Genomic DNA, 18,419 nt, shown 5'->3' with positions numbered 1-18,419 from the left:
AAGTCAATGCACGTTTCCAATTAGCACCTTGTTGAATCATTGTCCTGTTTCGAAGCTGCCTGCTGCCCTGTAAATGCCTGTTTTTCTGGGTATTTACGGTTAATACGTAACGATCGCCCCATTTTCACGGCACCCTCCGGATAATGCGCGTATGCTGGACCGGTGGTGTTTGAACGCGCGTCGCCTCGCCGTACCGCCATACAGGAGTACGGCAATGAATACGCAACCGCTATACGCGAGCGCCGTCAGGCGCTCGATCGCGCGCCTGGCGAACGCTTGCGTCAAGCTGCTGCCTGGCAGCTCGACACCCCCCGATGGCGGACGCAAGCGCGACGCGCAGCGCGATTCGCGCCCCACCCACGCGGCCATCTCTTCGCCTTGGCGCATCTACCGCATCTACGCCCGCCCGGGCCACCTGCTGCTGCGCAACGAACAAGGCGTGGTGCTGGACCTGGGAGTGATGAAGGGCTCCGAACCCAATCTGACCTACCGGCTGTACGCGAAGAACCTGCAAGGGCAAGGCTTCGCCACGCGCACCCTGCTTCTGGACGACATCGCCCGCCGCATCGAAGCCGGGGACATCGGCAAAGAGCTGCTCAGCCTGCCCGAATGCAGCATGCCCCTGGGCGCCGACCTGGATCGCGGCACGCACGTCGACGTGTCGATGAAGCTCGCGCGCTAAAAGCGCGCCGCGCAAGGCGGCCGCGCGCCTACTCGATCTTGATGCCCGTATCCCGTATCAGCCGGTCCCAGCGCTGCGATTCGGTTTGCACCCGTTGCCGGAATTCTTCCGGGGTGCTGGACACGATGTTGAAGCCGCCCTGCTCCATGCTGTTCCTGACCTGCGGCGCCGCCAGCGTATCGCTCAGCGCCTGCCGCACCCGCTGGCGCACCTCGGGCGGCAGGCCCGCCGGCGCCAGCATGCCGACCCAGGAATAGGCCTCGAAACCCGGCACCAGCTTGGCGATGGGGGGCACGTCCGGCAGCGCGGGCGCGGGCTGTTCCGTGCCGATGGCCAGGGCGTTCAGCCGCCCGCCCTGCACGAAACCGATGATGGTGGGCAGGCTGGCGATCACCACGTCCACCTCGCCGCCCAGGACCGCGTTGAACATCGGTCCGCCTCCGCGGTAAGGCACGTGCGTCAACTTGATGTCCGTGCGCGCGGCCAGGGCCGCCAGGTTGAGGTGATTGGAGCCTCCCACTCCGGACGAACCGTAGTTCACCTGCCCCGGATGCGCGCGCGCATAGTCCAGGAATTGCTGCAAGGTGGTGATGCCGGTCTTCTTGGCGGTCAACAGCACCGCGGGCATGGTGCCGATCAGGCTGATGTAGTCGAACGACTTCATCGTGTCGTATTGCAGGTTCTTGTACAGCGAGCCGTTGACCGCATGCGAATCGAAGGCCAGCATCAGCGTATAGCCGTCGGCCGGCGCGCGTGCCAGTTCGGCCGTGCCGATGGTGCCGGACGCGCCGCCCTTGTTGTCCACCACCACGGTCTGCCCCAGCTTCTGCGACAGCACCGGCGCGATGTTGCGCGCCACGTAGTCCACCGAGCCGCCCGGCGGAAACGGCACGATCAGCCGCACCGGCCTGTCCGGATAGCCCTGCCCCCATGCCGCCCCCGCGGCGGCGCAAAGCGCCGCCGCAGCGATGACGGAACGCCATCGTTGCTTGATCATGCCCAGTCTCCTTTGGTGGTATGCGGGCCGCTATGCTGCGGCCCTTATCGGTTCACATCGACGACGATGCGGCCTCGTATCCTGCCCTCCAGCAGCGGCTCCGCGGCGGCCGCGATCTCCGACAGCCCCAGCTCGCGCGTGTTGGCCTCCAGCATGCCGCGCGGCAGTTCCCCGGCCAGCCTGCGCCACGCCTCCTCGCGCAATCCCATGGGCGCGTAGACGCTGTCCACGCCGATCAGGGTCACGCCGCGCAGGATGAACGGCGCCACCGTAGCGGGCAGGTCCATGCCCTGGGCGAGGCCGCAGGCCGCCACGGGCGCGCCGTAGCGCATGCCGGCCAGCACATTGGCCAGCGTATGGCTGCCGACGCAATCGACGGCCGCCGCCCATGCCTCCTTCTGCAGGGGCTTGCCCGGCCCCGAAAGCGCGGCGCGGTCCAGGATGCCGCTGGCGCCCAGGCTATACAGGTAATCCGCTTCCTGAGGGCGCCCGGTGCTGGCCGTAACCGCATAGCCCTGGCCCGCCAGCAGCGCGATGGCCACGGTCCCGACGCCGCCGTTGGCGCCCGTGACCAGCACCGGCCCGCCTTCGGGCGTGGCGTTGTGGCGTTCCAGCGCCATCACGCACAGCATCGCGGTATAGCCGGCCGTGCCGATGGCCATGGCCTGGCGGGCGTCCATGCCCGCGGGCAGGCGCAGCAGCCAGTCGGCCGGCACGCGCGCGGCCTGCGCCAAGCCGCCCCAGCGCGTTTCGCCCAGGCCCCAGCCGTTGAGCAGCACGGCGTCGCCCGGCTTGAAGCGCGGATCGGCGCTCCGGCGCACCGTGCCCGCGAAATCGATGCCCGGCACCATGGGAAAGCTGCGCACCACGGGCGACTTGCCGGTGATCGCCAGGGCGTCCTTGTAGTTCAGCGACGAGTACGCAACGTCCACCAGCACCTCGCCCTCGGGCAGCTCGTCCTCGGCGATCCGCTCCAGCCGCGCCTGCGTGGCGCCGTCTTCGCCGCGCGTCAGTTTCAATGCCTGGTACGGCATTCCCCTCTCCCCGTCAGTGGCGGCGCCGGGCGCGATGGCGCGCGGCGCCGTGGCGAACCGCGACGCCAGCCCGGCCGCGATGCGCTCGTTCATCATTTCCGTGGTGCCGTCGGCGAAGCACAGCGCCTTGGCGGCCAGCAGCCGCCGCGCCATGCCCTGGTCCGGCAGCAGCCCGCCCGCGCCCAAGGCCTGCGCGCACGCGGCGACGGCGTCCAGGCATTCTTCGCCGGCGTACTTCTTGGCCATGGCGGCCGCGGGCACGGCTTCGCCGGATCCCGCGTCGATCAGGCCGGCGGCGCGGTCCGTCAGCATCCGCAGGATCTGCAGCCGCGTCGACACGTCCGCCAGCGACCAGCGCAGGCCCTGCTGTTCGATGATGGGGCGGCCGAAAGCCTGGCGCGTGGAGGCGTGCCGCACCGCCAGCCGCAGCGCGCTGTCGAGCAGGCCCGCGGCCATCGCCGCGATGTGCGTGCGCGCCTTGTTCACGCCGGCCAGCGCCATGGGGAACCCCTGGCCCGGCGCGTAAAGCATGTCGCTGTCCTCGGCCGGATAGCCCGCCAGGCGGATGCCGGCGATGCCGGCCGCGCCCAGCCCCTCCAGCGGCGCGCCGTCCACGCGCTCGCATTGCGGCGCGCGCAGGTCGACGATGAAGCAGGCGATCCCCCCCGGCCCGCGGGCCGGATCCGTCTGCGCGAAAACCAGCGCCAGCTCGCCGCCCGCGGCATTGGCCACCCAGGCCTTCTCGCCGTCCAGGAGCCAGCCTCCGCCCTCGCCGCGCCGAGCCCGCGTGGCGATGGCGGCGAAATCGCTGCCGGCGCGCGGCTCGGACATCGCGGTGCCGCCGACCAGGTCTCCCGCCAGCAGCCCCGGCAGGTAGCGCGCGCGGGCCGCGGCGCTGCCGTGTTCGGCAATGCGCAGCGCCACGTTGTGCTGGTTGATGAAGGCGAAGGCGAACGCGAAGTCGGCCGCGGCCAGCGTTTCCGCCACCCTGGCGCGCATGCGGTAGGGCAGGCCCAGCCCGCCGTCGCCGGCCGGGACCTCGATGCCGCCATAACCCAGCCGGCACGCGCGCCGGATCAGGCCGCCGGCCCAGGGCTGCGCGCCGCAGCCCGCCGCCGCCAAGGGCGCCACCTCGCTTTGCGCGAAAGCCGCCACGCCGTTCAAGAGCGCGCGCGCGTCCTCGCCCAGCCCCGCGTCGCGCTCGTCCACGGCGGCCGTCATTGCGCCGCTCCCGCCAGCGCGGCGCCGGTCCCGATCGCGCCGGCCGCCTGCAGGGCGGCCAGGCTATCGTCGTCGTAGCCCGCCATGCCGCGCAGCAGCGCCGCCGTGTCCTGCCCCAGCGCCGGCGGATAGCCCAGGCTCGGCTGGCCGGCGAACTTGAAGGGATTGCCCAGCATGCGCACCGGCTCGCCGCCCTGCGGCCTGGCCACGGCTTCCACCATGCCGCGGGACGCCGCCAGCGGATGCGCCAGCGCTTCGTCCACGCCCAGCACCAGCGCGGCGGGCACCCGCCGCGCCTCGAAAATGTCCAGCCATGCCTGCGCCGTGCGCCGGCCGATGGCGCCCGCCAGGTCTTCGGTCAGGGCGTCGACATTGGCCACGCGCGCCGCCGCGGTGGCATAGCGGGCGTCCGCCGCCAGCCCGGGCAGCCCGATGGCCTCGCACAAGGCCTGCCAGAATGCATCGCCCGTGGGCGCCAGGGCGATCCAGCGCCGGTCCGACGTGCGGTAGATATCGCTGGGCGCGATCATCGCGTGGCGCGCTCCACTGGCGCGCGGCGCCGGGCCGCCTTGCAGGTAGCCCTGCGCCTGCCAGGTCAGCATGGCCATCTGCGCGTCGAACAGGGACACCTGGACGCGTTCGCCCGCGCCGGTGGCCTGCGCCTGCACCAGGCCCGCCGCCACGCCCAGCGCCAGGTAGAGCCCGCCCGCCAGATCCGCCACCTGGTAGCCCACCCGCACCGGCTTGCCGCCGGCCTCGCCGGTAATGCTCATCAGCCCGGACATGGCCTGCAACATCAGGTCGAACGCCGGCGCCCCCGCGTAGGGCCCCTTATCGTCCAGTCCGATCAACTGGCCGACGACGATGCGGGGGTTGATCGCGGCCAGCGTGCCGTGGTCCAGGCCCAGCCGCGCCGGCACATCCGACGCGAAGCCGTAGATCACCGCGTCCGCTTCGCGCACCAGGTCCTGGAAGGCCTGGCGGCCCAGCGGATGCTTCAGGTCCAACGCCACGCTGCGCTTGCCCCGGTTCACTGACAGGAAGAACGGCGAATCCTGCGTATCGGACACCGGCGGCACGGAACGGGCGTAGTCGCCGCCCACCGGTTCCACCTTGATGACCTCGGCGCCCAGTTGCGCCAGCAACTGGCCGGCGAACGGCCCGCCCAGCACCCACGTCAGATCCAGTATGACCTTGCCCTGCAGCATGCCCGCCACCCTCCGGTGAGTTAAATTCACAGCGTTTCGCGGCACGGCATCCGCCGCCGCGATTCCCGGTTCTGCAACCATGCGGCGTATTCCAGCACGGGGCGCGCGCAAGGGCCAGGCATCATTTCTCGCGACTGCTGTGAGGTAAATTCACAATGAAGCCCAGACTACCGCCGCTGACATCCATCCGCGCCTTCGAATCCGCCGGCCGCCAACTGAGCTTCACGCAGGCGGCCGACGAGCTGTCCGTCACGCATGGCGCGGTCAGCCACCAGATCAAGGCGCTGGAAGACTGGCTGGGCGTGAAGCTGTTCCGCCGCCTGGGCAAGAAAATCGAATTGACGGACCAGGGGCGGCTGTATCTCGACACCATCAGCCCCGCGCTGAACGCCATCGCCTCGGCCTCGCGCAGCCTGCGCTCGCGCGAGGTGCTGCGCGTCAATGCGCTGCCCACCTTCACCATGCGCTGGCTGTTTCCCCGGCTGGCGAAGTTCCGCGAACAGTACCCCGAAGTGGAAGTGGAGATCTCCACCGGACTGGAACCCTTCAGCCGCCTGCCTTCCAACCTGGACGTGGTGATCCGGCGCGAAGCCGAGCCGGCGCCCGGGCTCTACAAGCGCCGTGTGCTGAACGAGAGTTTCTTTCCGGTATGCGCGCCGGGACTGCTGCGGCGCCTGCCGCTTGCGCGCATCACCGATCTGTCGCGCCACACGTTCCTGCACTGCCGCGCCCGGCGCAGCGCCTGGAACGACTGGCTCGCCAGCGTGCAGCACAGCCGCGTCGTGCCGGCCGAATCGCTGGAGCTCGAACACCTGTATTTCGCGCTGCAGGCCGCGCTGGACGGCCTGGGCATGACGATAGGCTATTCCTCGCTGGTGGCCAGCGACATCGAGGACGGGCGGCTGGTGGCGCCGTTCGGGCCGCTCACCGTGCAATCGCCGGGCTACTTTCTCATCGTCCGCGAAGAGCGCCGCCACGACCCGCTGCTCAAGACGTTCTGCGACTGGCTCATGGTCGAGGGCGAACGCTTCAACAAGCACATGGAAACGCTGGTGCCGGGGGGCTGAACGGCACGACGCGTCAGCGCGGGGCCGGCACGGCCTCCAGCACGATCTCCGCGACCAGTTTGCCGGATTCCCATTGCGGCATGTGCCCGGCGTCGGGCAGCAGGTGCAGCGCCGTCCTGGGCGGCGCGTTCAAGGCATGCTTCCATGGAACGATCGCATCGCGCCGTCCGTGGATGATGGTGCAGCGGCAGGGCGCGTTGGCCAGGTCGGGGCCGATGTGCACCTGCTGCACGCCGTTCCAGCCCACCGACCGGCACAACTCGATCAGCGTTTCGCGGCGCGCCTGCGTGCCCTGGCGCAGTGCGTCGATGAAGGCTGCCGACGGCGTCATGCCCGAGACCGTGAGCTTCTCCAGCTCGCGCTGCGCCGCCTCGTTGGTGGCGGCGTGCGTCATGCCCGTGAGGAAGCTCTGGTCGATTTCGGTGCCCAGCCCCACCGGCGCGATCAGGATCAGCGCTTCCGCCCCGATGCCTGGCCGCGACGCCGCCCTGGCCGCGACCGCGGCGCCGAACGAATGGCCCACCAGCGTCACCGGCCCGACGCACTGGGAAGCGATGGCGTCCGCCACCGCGTCGACGACGTCCTCGAACCGCGTCGCCTGCGAACGCGTTTCGCCGTGGCAAGGCAGGTCCATCGCCAGCACGCGCACGCCGGCCCGGCTCAGCGCGTGCGCCAGGCTGGCCCAGGTATCCCGGTCCCCGAACATTCCATGGACGAGCGCGACCGTCGGGCTGCCCGACCGGGCTCCGCCCTCCCACAGGCTCAGGCGGACGTCCCCGTGCCGCGTCGCCGCCCAGGCTTCCCTCGGGTTCGTCTGGCCGCCGTCGCGGGCTTGCGGCCGGGCCTGCCCGATATCCGCCACGGTCACGCGGCCGTTCGGGCCGGATCCCTGGACCGCGTCCAGCGCAATGCCGCGCTCGGCCGCGACGCGCCGCGCCGCGGGCGTGGCGAACTTGCGCGCGCCGGGCGGCGCGGCCTGCGGCGCCGCTTGCGGCGGCCGCGCCGCCGGCGCCTTGGCGGCGGCCTCGGCGGGCTCGGACACAGCGGGAGGGGCGGCAGCCGGAGCCTCGGCGGGCGGCGCTTCGCCTTCCACGCGGACCCGGGCGATGACGGTATCCGCATTCACGATGCCGTCGACGGCCACGACGTGCTCGACCATGATCCCGTCTTCATGCGCCGGCACCTCGATGATGGACTTGTCCGTCTCGATCTCGACCAGCACCTCGCCCGCCTTGAACGCTTGCCCCGGCGCCACGATCCAGGCGACCAGGCGGGCCGCGTCCAGCGCCTCGCCGGTCGGCGGGACGACCATGTCTAGCGTTCTCGTCATGCTTTTTCCTTCATGAACTGGATGAACTCCGTGATGGCGCCCTCGGGCTCCATCAGGTAGAACACCTTGGTGCGCCCCTGCCGCATGACGCGCGGCGACGACACGCTTTCATAGCCGGCGCGGGTGGCCTGTTCGTACACGGCGTCCACGTCCTCGACCTCGAACGCCATGTGGCTGTAGCCGAAATCGCATTGCCGGCGCGGCCGCTTGTCGCCGTCCGGCGTGTAGTACTTGAACAGTTCGACCCGATGCGCGCCATGCCGCAGCATCGCCCAGCGGATGGTCGCCCCCGGCAGCCCCACCACCTCGCCCAGCGCGGGCTCCGACCGGTGGTCCATTTCCCCCTCCAGCTCGAAGCCGAGGAAATCCGTGTAGAAATTCCGGGCGCGCTCGAAATCGTTGACGCACACGGCCGTGTGGTGCGCGGCAAGCAGTCTGTCTTTCAGCATTTGTTCTGTCTCCCAGGCGCGGGCGCCTGCATCAACGGGACCCGCCGCGGCGGGCATCCAGGGACCGGAGCGCGGTCTCCACGGCCTGAGCGTCCGCCAGCGCGGCCCGCTCCAGCACCTTGGAGACGACCGGCGACGAGTTGGAACCCGTGACGTGGACGATCTCGTGGTCCAGCCAATCGAACAGCCTGGACTGCGCGTCGCTGGCAAGCCGGGATCCGATCGAGGTGCCGCGGGTGGTCTGCTCGACGATCATCAGCGCCTGCGTGCGCCTGACGCCCGCCTCGATGGTTTCCCAGTCGATGCCCAGCGGATCCAGGGTGCGCAGGTCGATCACCTGCGCGTCTATACCGGTCCGTTCCGCGGCCTGGCAGCACGTCTCGACCATGACGCCGTAAGTCAGGATGGTGCAGCGCGCGCCTTCCCTGGCCACGCGCGCGCGCCCGATGGGAACGATGTAGTCCCAGTCGCCCGCGGGCACCTTGTCCACCTTCTTGAAGAGATCGTTGTATTCCACGATCAGGACGGGATCGTCGCAGCGCAGCGCGGCGTTGAGCAGCCCGATGTAGTCGTAGGGGCGCGACGGCGCCAGGATGCGCCAGCCGGGGTACTGCGCGAACAGGCCGCTGGCGTCCATCGAGTGCTGCGAGCCGTAGCCGGTGCCGGCCGTGACCCGGCTGCGCACGAGCACGGGCACGGCGAACTTTCCGCCGAACATGTGGCGCACCTTGGCGATCTGGTTGAACAACTGGTCCGCCGCGACGAGCGCGAAATCCGGATACATGATTTCCACGACCGGGCGCATGCCGTTCAGGGCCGCGCCCAGCGCCAGGCCGGTGAAGCCGTTTTCGCAGATCGGCGTGCCGATGAGCCGCTCCGGGAAATGGTCGCCGATATCCTTGGTGGCGCCGGCCGTGCCGCCCTTCAGGCGATGCACGTCCTCGCCCAGGATGAAGATGCCGTCGTCGCGCTGCATGTTCAGCAGCATCGCGCGCGCGATCACGTCCTGGAATTTGGCGTCCACCAGGCCGGCGGGCGCCTGGTCTTCGAGTTCAACTGCGCGCTGGCCCGCCAGTTCTCCGAGGTCGCCCCGGATGCCGGTGTCCACGCTCGCGGGATCCGGCCACAGTTCGGGACGGATGCGCTGGGACTTCTCGTCCCCGTAGTGCTCCAGCAGCCGCTCCAGCGCGCCGTCGATCAACTCGTCCGCCCGGCGCTCCAGCGCCGCGATGCCGGCGTCGTCGATCACGCCCAGCGCCTTCAACTGCGCGGGGAACGTCAGGATGGGATCGCGCGCCTGCCAGGCTTCTTCCTCCTCTTTGTCGCGATAGCGGAAAGCGCTGCCCTTCAAGGCGCCGGACTGGTGCAGGTAGCGGTAGGTCTGCGCCTCCAGCAGCACGGGCCCGCCGTCGCGGCGGACGATGGCGCGCGCCTCCTGCATGGCCAGGCGCGCGGCCACGACGTCCATGCCGTCGAATTCGATGGCCGGCACGCCCAGCGACAGGCCGCGGGCGGACAGCCGGGTTTCGCGGGTCTGTTCCGAGACGTGCGTGGACACCGCGTACAGGTTGTTCTCCACGAAGAAGATCGTGGGGGTGCCGTAGAGCGCCGCCAGGTTCATGGCCTCGTACGCCGCGCCGCTCTGCATGGCGCCGTCGCCGAAGAACGCCACGGACACGTGGTCGTGGCCGCGCAGCTTGTCCGCGAACGCGTAGCCCACGGCGTGCGACGGGTTGCCGCCCACGATGGCGTTCGAACCGTAGATGCCCGCCTCGGGATAGCGCAAGTGCATGGAGCCGCCCCGTCCGCCGCAGTAGCCGGGCGTGAGGCCCAGGATCTCGGCGTAGGTCCGATGCACGACCTCGCGATGCGCGTCCAGCGTGGCCGAGGCCAGCGGCGCATAGTCCGCCGGCGTGGCATGGTTCAGCGCCTTGGCCAGGAACTGATGGTGCATCCGGTGCGTGCCGTTGATCTTGTCCGCGGATCCCAGCACCGACATGGCGCCCACCGCAGCGCCGTCCTGCCCGATGCTGGAATGCGCCGGACCATGCAGAATGCCGGCCACGCTCAGCTTCAGGAGCTTTTCCTCGAAGCGCCGGATCAGTATCAACTGCTCCAGCATCGCGGTCATTTCCCGGGGCTCGATTGCCCGCGCGTCGGCCGCGGAGACGTTGAGCCGCCACCACGGAGTCTTGGTCTTCAGGGCGGCAAGCCGGGAGGTCATCGCATCGTCTCCAGATCGGGGGGGCGTGCCGGACGCCGGGCGCTTGCCGGCGGTGCCCGCCGAGGACGCCGGCGCGGCGCCATCATCGATATGCTTCATCGTCGCGTTCCTTCAATGCGCCGCGGCCAGGGCGGCGTCCAGGGGCTCCGTTTCCTGCGCGCGGAGCAGCTTCCAGATATGCGTGCGCAGGTGCACGAACGCCTCCATGTCCATTACGTCCTCGATCCGTTCCATGCTGTCCCACTCCTCACGCTTGCGCACGTCGGCGACGTTGATGATTTCCTTGATCTGCCCCGGCCGGCCCGTCAGCACCACGACCCGGTCCGACAAGTACACGGCTTCCTCCACGCTGTGCGTGATGAACAGCACCGTGCGCGGATTGAGCCGGGACAACTTGACCAGCTCTTCCTGCATGACCACGCGGGTCTGGGCGTCCAGCGCGCCGAAGGGCTCGTCCATCAACAGCACGTCGGGATCCAGCGCATAGCTGCGCGCGATGGCCACGCGCTGCTGCATGCCGCCGGAGAGCTGGTGGGGATACGCCTGTTCATAGCCCGCCAGGCCCATCAGGTCGATGTAGCGCGCCACCGTTTCCGCCCGCGCCTCGCGCGAGGCGCCCTTGCACTTCAGGCCGAAACCGATGTTCTCCGTCACGGTCTTCCATGGGAAAAGCGCGAACTGCTGGAACACCACGGCGCGGTCGGGGCCGGGCTGCTCCACCTCCTTCCCGCCCACGCGCACGCTGCCCGACGACGGGAACTCCAGGCCCGCCGCCATTCTCATCAAGGTGGTCTTGCCGCAGCCGGACGGCCCAACGATGGAGACGAACTCTCTTTCGCCGACCTCGAAGCTGACGTCGTCCAGCGCCAGGAAGCGCTCTCCGCCCCGGCTGAAGGCGCGCTGCACCCGTTCGAAAGTGATCTGACTCATGCTTGCGTTCCTTTGTCTACTTTGAAACGTCGGCGACGAATGCCCTGAGCTTAGGATCGTCCTGGATCATCTTGAGATACTTGCCCGTGACCATGGTCTTGGAATCGGGGATCTTCTTGATGACGCCCACCGACACCATGAATTCCCCCACGCTGTTCCACCAGTCGACGATGTCCGAACTGCCGGCGGCATTGGGACCGAACAGCTTCGCCTGTTCGGCCAGATCGAACGCCGGCCGGTCGCGCAGTTCTTGCGCCAGGTATTTGTCCGGGAACTTCACGCCGACGCTGCCGAAGAAGGCTTTCAGGTAGGCGCGGGCCTCTTCGGGATGCGCGCGCTGCCATGCCACCGCGCGCAGGTAGACCGCCAGGAACCGCGCGACCTTGTCGGGATGCTGCTTGGCGAACTGCGGCGTGGTGAACAGATAGCTGTGGATGGGCATGTTCAGCTCCGCCCCCGTGCAGATCACCTTGGCGCCGATGGCCTCTTCCAGGATGTAGGTGTTGGGCGCCCACACGGACGAGACGTCGTACTGGCCGCTCATCACCGCCGCGTTGATGTCGGGCGGCGACAGGTTCACGAAGCGGTAGTCGTCCGCCTTCAGCCCGAACTTCTTCGAAAGGCATTCGGCGGCGCCCCACTGGCCCGTGGAATTGCTCGTGACAGGAATGGTCTTGCCCTTGAGCAGCGCCGGGTTCTTGAGGTATTCATCCGCCCGGTCCTTGGTGGCCATCACCGTGATGATCGCCGCCTCGCCGTCGGCGATGCCGATGGTCTGCAGGCCGTACTTGGACGCGCCCAGCAGCGACGGGATATTGCCCGCGCCGCCCACGTCCCAAGAACCCGAGGCGCCTGCCGCGATCTCGACCGCGCCCGAGGCGAAAGTCGAGATCACCGGATTCAGGCCCACCTCTTTCCACCAGCCTTTCTCGCTGGCGATGTACCACTCCAGCGCCCACCGCTGCGGCTGCTGCCCGATGCGGATGTTGAACAGTTCCTCGCCCGCCGGCGCGGCCTGGGCGGCCGCCGCCCCCGGCGCCGCCAGCCAGCACCCGATGGCGAGCGCTGCCAAGGCCTTGAGGCCTTTGTAGTGTTTCATTGTCTCTCTCCAAGATGGATTGCCGCCACTGCACTGCCCTTCCGTTCGCCCTCCTCTGTCAATGGCCTCGGGACGCCGCGCCCCTCAGCGGGACCAGTCGCGCTGGACCCGCCGCTGCAAGGCGCGCATGCCCCAGTCGATGCCCGCCCCGATCAGCCCGATGGTGATCATTCCGCTGATCACGATGGCGGGCTCCAGATTGCTGCCGCCCTGCACGATCATGTAGCCCAGCCCGGTGGAGCCGACGATCAGCTCCGCGCCGATCAGCGACTGCCAGCCGAACCCCGCCCCGACCCGGATGCCGGCGACGATGTGCGCCAGGGACGCCGGCAGCAGGATCTCGGTCAGCGTGGCCCACCGGCCGGCGCCCAGCATCTGGCCGGCCTCGATCAGCGCGCGGTCGATCTGCCTGGCGCCGCGGTAGGCGTTGAGCACGCAGGGCGCGAAGGCCCCGGCGAAGATCACCAGCGTGGGCGACAGGAAACCCGTGCCGAACCAGAAGATCGCGAATGGCACCCAGGCGATGGGGGGAATGAAGCGGAACGCTTCGAACACCGGCGCCACCGCCCAGTCCAGCGCCCGGAAGCGGCCCATGAACAGGCCCAGCGGCACGCCCAGCAGGACCGCGATGGAGAAACTGATCAGGAACTTCTCCAGGCTGGCCAGCAGATGCATCTGCAGGACCGACCCGGCGTAGGGTTCGCGGGTGTGCTCCGCCATGCTGCGCAGCACCGTCAGCGGGCCGGGCAGGAAGGCGGGGGACACCAGGCCCAGCCCGGAAAGCAGCGCCCAGCCGCCGAAGAGCGTCGCGATTCCCAGCGCCGGCATCGCCCAGCGTTCCATCGCGCGACGCGACAGCATGGCGCGCCGGCCGCCCCGGCCGGCCGTGCTCAGGCTTTCCATGGCATCACCTTGCGTTCGACCTGCGCCAGCAGCGCGGACATCAGCATGCCCATCGCCGCCACCGCGGCCATGGCCACCAGAATCATTCCGGAGTTCAGATCGCGCGTGGCGATGATCAGCACATGGCCCAGCCCGACGAATGAACCGACCAGTTCGGCCGCCACCAGCACCATCCAGCAGGCCTGCAGCGAAGTGCGCAGGCCGGTGAAGATCGAAGGCAGCGCTCCGGGCACGACCACGTCCAGCAGCATCAGGCGGCCGGCCGCCCCGTTGACGCGCGCCGCCTGGAGCAGCGTGTCGTCGATGTTGCGCACGCCGGTATGGGTATTGATCACGGTCGGCGCGAACGCGGCCAGCCAGATCACGAAGACCTTCGCGCTCGTGCCCAGCCCGAACCACAGGATCGTCAACGGGATCCAGGCGATCGGCGCGATCGGCCGGACGATCTGGAAGACGGGATTGACGTAGGCCTCGACCAGCCGGCTCCGCCCCATCAGGATGCCCAGCGGCACGCCGGTCAGCGCCGCCGCCGCGAAGCCGTAGAGCACCAGCCCGGTGCTCGCCACGATGTGCTGCCACAGCGTGCCGTCGGCGTAGCCCGCGCCGGCGATCTCCAGCAGGGCGTCGTAGGCGTCGGCGGGCGACGGCAACTGCATCGCGCTCAGCAGTTCCAGCGGCCCCGTGGCCAGGTACCAGGCCAGCAGCAGCGCGGCCACGGAGGCGCCGCTGACCAGCCAGCGCAGCGAGAGGCGCGGGCGCCGGGACGGCGCGGGCGCGGCGGCGGCCGGGGGGATGGCGGTCATGGCCGCGGTCCGGTCGAGCAGTGCCGGGGCGCCGGGAACCGCGCGCCGGGAAAGGGGAAGCAGAGCCATTTCAATGCGTCCTCAGCACGATCTTGGCCGACGCCGAGCGCCCGCCGTCCAGGTCGGAGAAGGCCTGGGCGCCCGCCGCGAGCGGGCGCTCCTCGACCCACGCCAGGTCGCCGAACACGCCCCGGTTCAGCGCGTCCACGGCCGCGCGCATGTCGGCCGTCGTGTAGGTGTACGCCCCGATCAGGGTGATCTCGTCGAGCGTCAGGCGGCGCATGTCGATCTCGCTGGCCCAGTCCTGCAGCCCGATGTGCAACATGACGCCACCCGGCTGGACCGCGGCCAGCGCGGCCGGGCGCGTGGCCTTTCCGCCGACCGCGTCGATCACCAGTTCGAAGCCGCCGGGCGCCGGCTGGGTCTCGCGGGGATCGAAGGCGGCGCAGCCCGCATGCCGTTGCGCGGACGCGCGCCGCAGGGGGTTGGTCTCGGCCAGGCTGACACGGCAGCCCTGGCTGCGCAGCAGCAGCGCCGACAGCAGCCCGATCGCGCCGCCGCCGATGACCAGCGCCCGGGCTTCGGCCAGCGGCCGGAACAGCGCCCGCTGCGCCAGCATCACGCCGTGCAGGGCGGTGGCCGCCGGCTCGGTCAGCGCCGCCGCGCGGGCCGGCATGTCCTGCGGAATCGCGACCAGGCAGCGCTCGGGAATGGTCATCAGTTCGGCGAACGCGCCCGGACGCGTCATGCCCACCATGCCGCGGTTGCGGCACAGGTTGTTGCGGCCCTGCACGCAGAAACCGCATTCGCCGCAGGGGATCAGCGGATTGGCGGTGACCCGTTCGCCCGCGCGGGGGCCGCCGACCAGCACGCCCGCGAATTCATGGCCGAGGATCAGGGGCGGATTGCGGCGCGGATCGTGCCCGTGGTAGGCGTGCATATCCGACCCGCAGATGCCCACGGCCTCGATGCGCAGCAGCGCATCGCCAACCGCCGGGGCGGGTTCGGGCTCGTCCTGGAACAGGATCTGCCGAGGCGCGGTGTAGACGAGGGCTTTCATGGCGGGGCTCCCTGGGAATGTCCGGTCAGCGGGCCGAAAAGCCGCCGTCGACGAACAGCGTCTGGCCAGTGATGTAGGCCGACGCCTCGCTCGCCAGGAACACGGCGGCGCCGTGCAGATCATCCAGCCGGCCGTTGCGGCCGATCATGGTGCTCCCGGCCAGCGCCTGCACGCGCGACGGATCGCTCATGACCGCGGCCGTCAGCGGCGTTTCGAAGAAGCCGGGCGCGATCGCGTTGCAGGTCACCCCGTGGCGGGACCAGTACTCGGCGATGGCGCGGGTCAACTGCATCAGCCCGCCCTTGGAGGCGCCGTAGGGCGCGCTGTCGGGAAAGGCGCGCACGCATTGCAGCGAGGTGATGTTGATGATCCGCCCCCAGCCTCGTTCCCGCATGGCCGGCGCCAGCGCGCGGGTAAGCAGGAACGGCGCCGTCAGGTTGATGGCCAGCGAACGGTCCCAGTCTTCGTCGCCGGTGTCCTCGAATGGCTTGCGCACGTTGATGCCCGACGCGTTGACCAGGATGCCGGGCGCGCCGAACGGCTCGGCGGCCCGCTGCGCGAAACCTCGCAGCGCCTCGCGGTCCGCCAGATCGCAGGGCAGCGCCCGCGCCGCCAGCCCTTCCGCCGCGAATTCGGCCACGGCGCCGGCCAGTTCAGGCTCGCGCCGCGCCACCAGCACCACGCGGGCGCCGGCGCGCGCCAGCGCCAGGCCAATGGCCTTGCCGATCCCGGAGCTGCCGCCGCTCACCAGCGCGACGCGGCCTTCCAGTCCGAACAGACGGGACATGTGATTCTGCATGTGGTCCTCACTCGCGCACGGGCTCGCCCAGTTCGAAGGATTCTTGCGGAAAATACTTGGCCAGGCGGTCGTCCGCCGTGCGCGCGTGCGCCTCCATGCCCTCCAGGCGCGAGATCCGCGCGGTCACCTGCGCGGTGTCGCGGCTGGCCTGCCGCGTCATGCGCTGCCAGGTCACGGTCTTGATGAACTTGTGCACGGACAGGCCGCCCGAATAGCGCGCGGCGCCCTTGGTGGGCAGGATGTGGTTGGTGCCGCTGGCCTTGTCCCCGAACGCCACCGTGGTTTCCTCGCCCAGGAACAGCGAGCCGTAGCAGCTCAGCCGCCCGAACCACCAGTCCAGATCGCCGCAATGGACTTCCAGGTGTTCGCTGGCGTAGCCGTCGGACACCTGGGCCGCCTCTTCCCGCGTATCGCAGAGCACCACCTCGCCATAGTCGCGCCAGGCCGCGGAGGCCGCGTCGCGCGCCGTGGGCGGCAGCGCCTCGATCAGTTCGGGCACCCGGCGCAGCACCGCTTCGGCCAGTTCCCGGTCGGTCGCGATCAGCCAGGCGGGGGACTCGTGGCCATGTTCCGCCTGGCCCACCAGGTCCGACGCGACGATGGCCGGGTCCGCCGAGCCGTCGGCAATGATGCAGACCTCCGACGGGCCGGCGAAGACGTCGATGCCGACGCTGCCGAACAACATGCGCTTGGCTTCGGCCACGAACTTGTTGCCGGGACCGACGATGATGTCGGCCGGCTTGCCGGTGAACAGGCCATAGGCCATGGCGGCAATGGCCTGCACGCCGCCCAGGGTCATGACGGCGTCCACGCCCGCCACCTTCATCGCGTACAGCACCTGCGGATGGATGCCCTCGCCGCGATAGGGCGTGGAGCAGGCGATGACCGTGGGCACGCCGGCCGCCTTGGCGGTGGCGATGCTCATGTAGGCCGACGCGATGTGCGCATAGCGCCCGGTGGGCACGTAGCAGCCCGCCACATTGACCGGAATCAGCCGCTGCCCGGCCACCAGCCCCGGCGACAGTTCGATCTGGAATTCCCGCACCGATGCCATCTGCGCCTGCGCGAACTTGCGCACCTGGCCGGCCGCGAACTCGATGTCGCGCTTGATGCCCGCCGGAATGGACGCGGTGCGCCGTTCGATCTCGGCGGCGGACACCAGGATGTCCCCCTCCCATTTGTCCAGCCGCCTGGCGTAGTCGCGCACCGCGGCCTCGCCGCCGGACTTGATGTTCGCCAGCATTTCCGCGGCGACCTCGCGCGCGGCGGCCTCGTTGCCCTGGGGTTGCTTCGACGCGGATTTGAGCTTGTTCACTGCCATCGTTTCGGCCTCGAATAAGAGAGGGGACGGGACTCAGTTGGCGTTGTTGGCGAAGGCCTTGAGCGCCGGGGCCTGGTCGACGCGCTTCATGTAGTCGTCGGTGATGTAGGTTGCCGGATCCGGCACCTCGGTCAGCGTGCCCACGCCCTTCAGGTAGGCGGACAGCGATTCATAGGCCTGGTCCAGGGACGACTTGCCGCCCGTGCGCGACATCAGCTTGAGCTGTTCCTCCAGCGTGAAGATCGGCCGCGCCAGTTCCTGTTCCAGGTAGCCGTCGTTCAGCTTGATGCCGTTGGCGTCGAACAGCTTGCGCAGGTAGCCCATGGCCTCGGCCTTGTTGCTCTTCTCGAAGCTCACCGCCCGCAGGTACACGGCCAGGAACTTGGCCACGGCCTCCGGGTTCTGCTTGGCGAATTCGCCGCGCGCCACCAGCGCGCCGGGAATCATCACGCCCGCGTCCTTGCCGCTGCACACCACTTCCGCCCCGCTCTGTTCGTTCAGGGTGTAGAAATTGGGCGCCCAGGTGCCGGCCAGCATTCCGTTGCCGCCGATGAAGGCGGAGACCAGTTGCGCGGGCGCCAGGGTCACCACGCTGACGTCGCTGCGCTGCATGCCCCATTTCTTCAGGCAGGCCATGGTGGCGTATTCGCCCGTGGAATTCGGGCTGAGCAGGATCTGCTTGCCCTTCACTTCCTTGGCCGCGTTGCTGCGCACCGCCGCGGCGTTGTCCTTGCGCGCCATCACGCCGTTGGCGGTCGATTCGTCGTTGGTGATGCCCAGCGTGACGATGCCGTAGCGTTGCGCGCCCAGCACCGCAGGCGGGGACCCGGTGCCGCCCACGTCCCAGGACTTCGACGCGGCGCCCGCGATCTGCTGCGCGCCCGCCGGATAGACCACGAACTCGGGCTTCAGGCCCGCTTCGGCCCACCAGTTCTTTTCCGTGGCGATGTAGATGGGCAGCGCCCAATAGGCGATCTGGTAGCTGACCTTGATGGGCGTGGGCGCCTGGGCCGACGCGGGGGGATTGACCAGCAGCGCGCCCAGCGGCGCCAGGCACAGGCTCAGGATGCGACGGGGGATTTTCGACATGCTTTGTCTCCAGTTTGGCGGATTCCGGTGTGCATGCGCGAGCTGCCGCGTCATTCCCCGGATGGCAGGCTCGGGTCTGTGTCCGAGCTCATTCTTGAAAGCGCATACAGAGAATAAGCGCGTGGAAATCGCATTCAACCCCGAGAAAACCCTAGAGATAGACCGTAGCGTTCCAATAACTGTATATTCACAACATCAAAATT

Annotated in this window: 16 protein-coding genes and 1 pseudogene; 2 read left to right on the top strand and 15 right to left on the bottom strand. The window is 69.4% G+C overall.

Going from position 1 to position 18,419, the window contains the following annotated elements:
- The first annotated feature begins 214 nt into the window (after nt 1-214).
- Complete coding sequence (locus tag WHX56_RS11380) at nt 215-682, top strand: hypothetical protein (protein WP_287752679.1); 468 nt, start codon at nt 215-217, stop codon at nt 680-682.
- A 28-nt stretch (nt 683-710) separates the two neighbouring features.
- Here the strand turns inward: WHX56_RS11380 and WHX56_RS11375 are convergent, their stop codons facing one another.
- The 4 genes and pseudogenes from WHX56_RS11375 to WHX56_RS11360 form a co-directional block, all read right to left on the bottom strand.
- Nucleotides 711-1,679, bottom strand: coding sequence for a tripartite tricarboxylate transporter substrate binding protein (locus WHX56_RS11375; RefSeq protein WP_338881254.1), 969 nt, complete (start codon nt 1,677-1,679; stop codon nt 711-713).
- Between the two features lie 44 nt (nt 1,680-1,723).
- Nucleotides 1,724-2,713, bottom strand: coding sequence for an MDR family oxidoreductase (locus tag WHX56_RS11370; protein WP_338881769.1), 990 nt, complete (start codon nt 2,711-2,713; stop codon nt 1,724-1,726).
- Nucleotides 2,714-2,791: 78 nt separating this feature from the next.
- Nucleotides 2,792-3,934 (bottom strand): annotated as a pseudogene (locus tag WHX56_RS11365) (acyl-CoA dehydrogenase family protein); the annotation flags it as partial.
- A complete protein-coding gene (locus WHX56_RS11360; protein ID WP_338881253.1) occupies nt 3,931-5,142 on the bottom strand; it encodes a CoA transferase in 1,212 nt (403 codons plus the stop codon). The gene WHX56_RS11360 and the pseudogene WHX56_RS11365, both read right to left, overlap by 4 nt.
- 155 nt (nt 5,143-5,297) lie before the next feature.
- Here WHX56_RS11360 and gcvA point away from each other — a divergent pair, with 155 nt between their 5' ends.
- Nucleotides 5,298-6,209 carry a transcriptional regulator GcvA gene (gene gcvA, locus WHX56_RS11355; RefSeq protein WP_129242976.1) on the top strand — a complete coding sequence of 304 codons (912 nt, stop codon included), beginning with the start codon at nt 5,298-5,300 and terminating at the stop codon, nt 6,207-6,209.
- A 13-nt stretch (nt 6,210-6,222) separates the two neighbouring features.
- Here gcvA and WHX56_RS11350 read toward each other — a convergent pair whose 3' ends face one another.
- The 11 genes from WHX56_RS11350 to WHX56_RS11300 all read right to left on the bottom strand — a co-directional run bounded on the left by WHX56_RS11350 (nt 6,223) and on the right by WHX56_RS11300 (nt 18,216).
- Nucleotides 6,223-7,539: an alpha/beta fold hydrolase gene (locus tag WHX56_RS11350; RefSeq protein WP_338881252.1), complete on the bottom strand. Its 1,317-nt coding sequence runs from the start codon at nt 7,537-7,539 to the stop codon at nt 6,223-6,225.
- A complete protein-coding gene (locus WHX56_RS11345) occupies nt 7,536-7,988 on the bottom strand; it encodes a VOC family protein (RefSeq protein ID WP_129239539.1) in 453 nt (150 codons plus the stop codon). The genes WHX56_RS11350 and WHX56_RS11345 overlap by 4 nt, the downstream gene beginning before the upstream one ends.
- 31 nt (nt 7,989-8,019) lie before the next feature.
- On the bottom strand, nt 8,020-10,311 hold the full coding sequence (locus WHX56_RS11340; protein ID WP_338881251.1) for an alpha-ketoacid dehydrogenase subunit alpha/beta: 2,292 nt from the start codon (nt 10,309-10,311) through the stop codon (nt 8,020-8,022).
- 12 nt (nt 10,312-10,323) lie between these two features.
- Nucleotides 10,324-11,142 carry an ABC transporter ATP-binding protein gene (locus WHX56_RS11335; protein ID WP_129239540.1) on the bottom strand — a complete coding sequence of 273 codons (819 nt, stop codon included), beginning with the start codon at nt 11,140-11,142 and terminating at the stop codon, nt 10,324-10,326.
- Between the two features lie 16 nt (nt 11,143-11,158).
- Nucleotides 11,159-12,241 carry an ABC transporter substrate-binding protein gene (locus WHX56_RS11330; RefSeq protein ID WP_338881250.1) on the bottom strand — a complete coding sequence of 361 codons (1,083 nt, stop codon included), beginning with the start codon at nt 12,239-12,241 and terminating at the stop codon, nt 11,159-11,161.
- A gap of 84 nt (nt 12,242-12,325) precedes the next feature.
- A complete protein-coding gene (locus WHX56_RS11325; RefSeq protein ID WP_287755141.1) occupies nt 12,326-13,144 on the bottom strand; it encodes an ABC transporter permease in 819 nt (272 codons plus the stop codon).
- Nucleotides 13,132-13,947, bottom strand: a complete 816-nt coding sequence (locus WHX56_RS11320; RefSeq protein WP_338881249.1) for an ABC transporter permease — start codon at nt 13,945-13,947, stop codon at nt 13,132-13,134. The genes WHX56_RS11325 and WHX56_RS11320 overlap by 13 nt, the downstream gene beginning before the upstream one ends.
- A gap of 70 nt (nt 13,948-14,017) precedes the next feature.
- Entirely contained in the window at nt 14,018-15,007 is a 990-nt protein-coding gene (locus tag WHX56_RS11315; RefSeq protein WP_338881248.1) for an alcohol dehydrogenase catalytic domain-containing protein, read from the bottom strand.
- 25 nt (nt 15,008-15,032) lie between these two features.
- On the bottom strand, nt 15,033-15,794 hold the full coding sequence (locus WHX56_RS11310; RefSeq protein WP_338881247.1) for an SDR family NAD(P)-dependent oxidoreductase: 762 nt from the start codon (nt 15,792-15,794) through the stop codon (nt 15,033-15,035).
- 19 nt (nt 15,795-15,813) lie between these two features.
- Entirely contained in the window at nt 15,814-17,127 is a 1,314-nt protein-coding gene (gene hisD, locus WHX56_RS11305) for a histidinol dehydrogenase (protein ID WP_287755106.1), read from the bottom strand.
- 33 nt (nt 17,128-17,160) lie between these two features.
- On the bottom strand, nt 17,161-18,216 hold the full coding sequence (locus WHX56_RS11300) for an ABC transporter substrate-binding protein (RefSeq protein WP_287755107.1): 1,056 nt from the start codon (nt 18,214-18,216) through the stop codon (nt 17,161-17,163).
- Nucleotides 18,217-18,419 lie beyond the last annotated feature (203 nt).

The sequence above is a fragment of the Achromobacter veterisilvae genome (genome assembly GCF_037619525.1).
Classification (GTDB): Bacteria; Pseudomonadota; Gammaproteobacteria; order Burkholderiales; family Burkholderiaceae_B; genus Achromobacter; species Achromobacter veterisilvae.
Note: the sequence above shows the minus strand (reverse complement) of the source record. Positions and strands in the feature narration are given on the sequence as shown.

Excerpts from the sequence above, each read along its gene's own strand:
- WHX56_RS11380 (WP_287752679.1), top strand. The coding sequence starts at position 215 with ATGAATACGCAACCGCTATACGCGAGCGCCGTCAGGCGCTCGATCGCG.
- WHX56_RS11375 (WP_338881254.1), bottom strand. The coding sequence starts at position 1,679 with ATGATCAAGCAACGATGGCGTTCCGTCATCGCTGCGGCGGCGCTTTGC.
- WHX56_RS11370 (WP_338881769.1), bottom strand. The coding sequence starts at position 2,713 with ATGCCGTACCAGGCATTGAAACTGACGCGCGGCGAAGACGGCGCCACG.
- WHX56_RS11360 (WP_338881253.1), bottom strand. The coding sequence starts at position 5,142 with ATGCTGCAGGGCAAGGTCATACTGGATCTGACGTGGGTGCTGGGCGGG.
- gcvA (WP_129242976.1), top strand. The coding sequence starts at position 5,298 with ATGAAGCCCAGACTACCGCCGCTGACATCCATCCGCGCCTTCGAATCC.
- WHX56_RS11350 (WP_338881252.1), bottom strand. The coding sequence starts at position 7,539 with ATGACGAGAACGCTAGACATGGTCGTCCCGCCGACCGGCGAGGCGCTG.
- WHX56_RS11345 (WP_129239539.1), bottom strand. The coding sequence starts at position 7,988 with ATGCTGAAAGACAGACTGCTTGCCGCGCACCACACGGCCGTGTGCGTC.
- WHX56_RS11340 (WP_338881251.1), bottom strand. The coding sequence starts at position 10,311 with ATGAAGCATATCGATGATGGCGCCGCGCCGGCGTCCTCGGCGGGCACC.
- WHX56_RS11335 (WP_129239540.1), bottom strand. The coding sequence starts at position 11,142 with ATGAGTCAGATCACTTTCGAACGGGTGCAGCGCGCCTTCAGCCGGGGC.
- WHX56_RS11330 (WP_338881250.1), bottom strand. The coding sequence starts at position 12,241 with ATGAAACACTACAAAGGCCTCAAGGCCTTGGCAGCGCTCGCCATCGGG.
- WHX56_RS11325 (WP_287755141.1), bottom strand. The coding sequence starts at position 13,144 with ATGGAAAGCCTGAGCACGGCCGGCCGGGGCGGCCGGCGCGCCATGCTG.
- WHX56_RS11320 (WP_338881249.1), bottom strand. The coding sequence starts at position 13,947 with ATGACCGCCATCCCCCCGGCCGCCGCCGCGCCCGCGCCGTCCCGGCGC.
- WHX56_RS11315 (WP_338881248.1), bottom strand. The coding sequence starts at position 15,007 with ATGAAAGCCCTCGTCTACACCGCGCCTCGGCAGATCCTGTTCCAGGAC.
- WHX56_RS11310 (WP_338881247.1), bottom strand. The coding sequence starts at position 15,794 with ATGTCCCGTCTGTTCGGACTGGAAGGCCGCGTCGCGCTGGTGAGCGGC.
- hisD (WP_287755106.1), bottom strand. The coding sequence starts at position 17,127 with ATGGCAGTGAACAAGCTCAAATCCGCGTCGAAGCAACCCCAGGGCAAC.
- WHX56_RS11300 (WP_287755107.1), bottom strand. The coding sequence starts at position 18,216 with ATGTCGAAAATCCCCCGTCGCATCCTGAGCCTGTGCCTGGCGCCGCTG.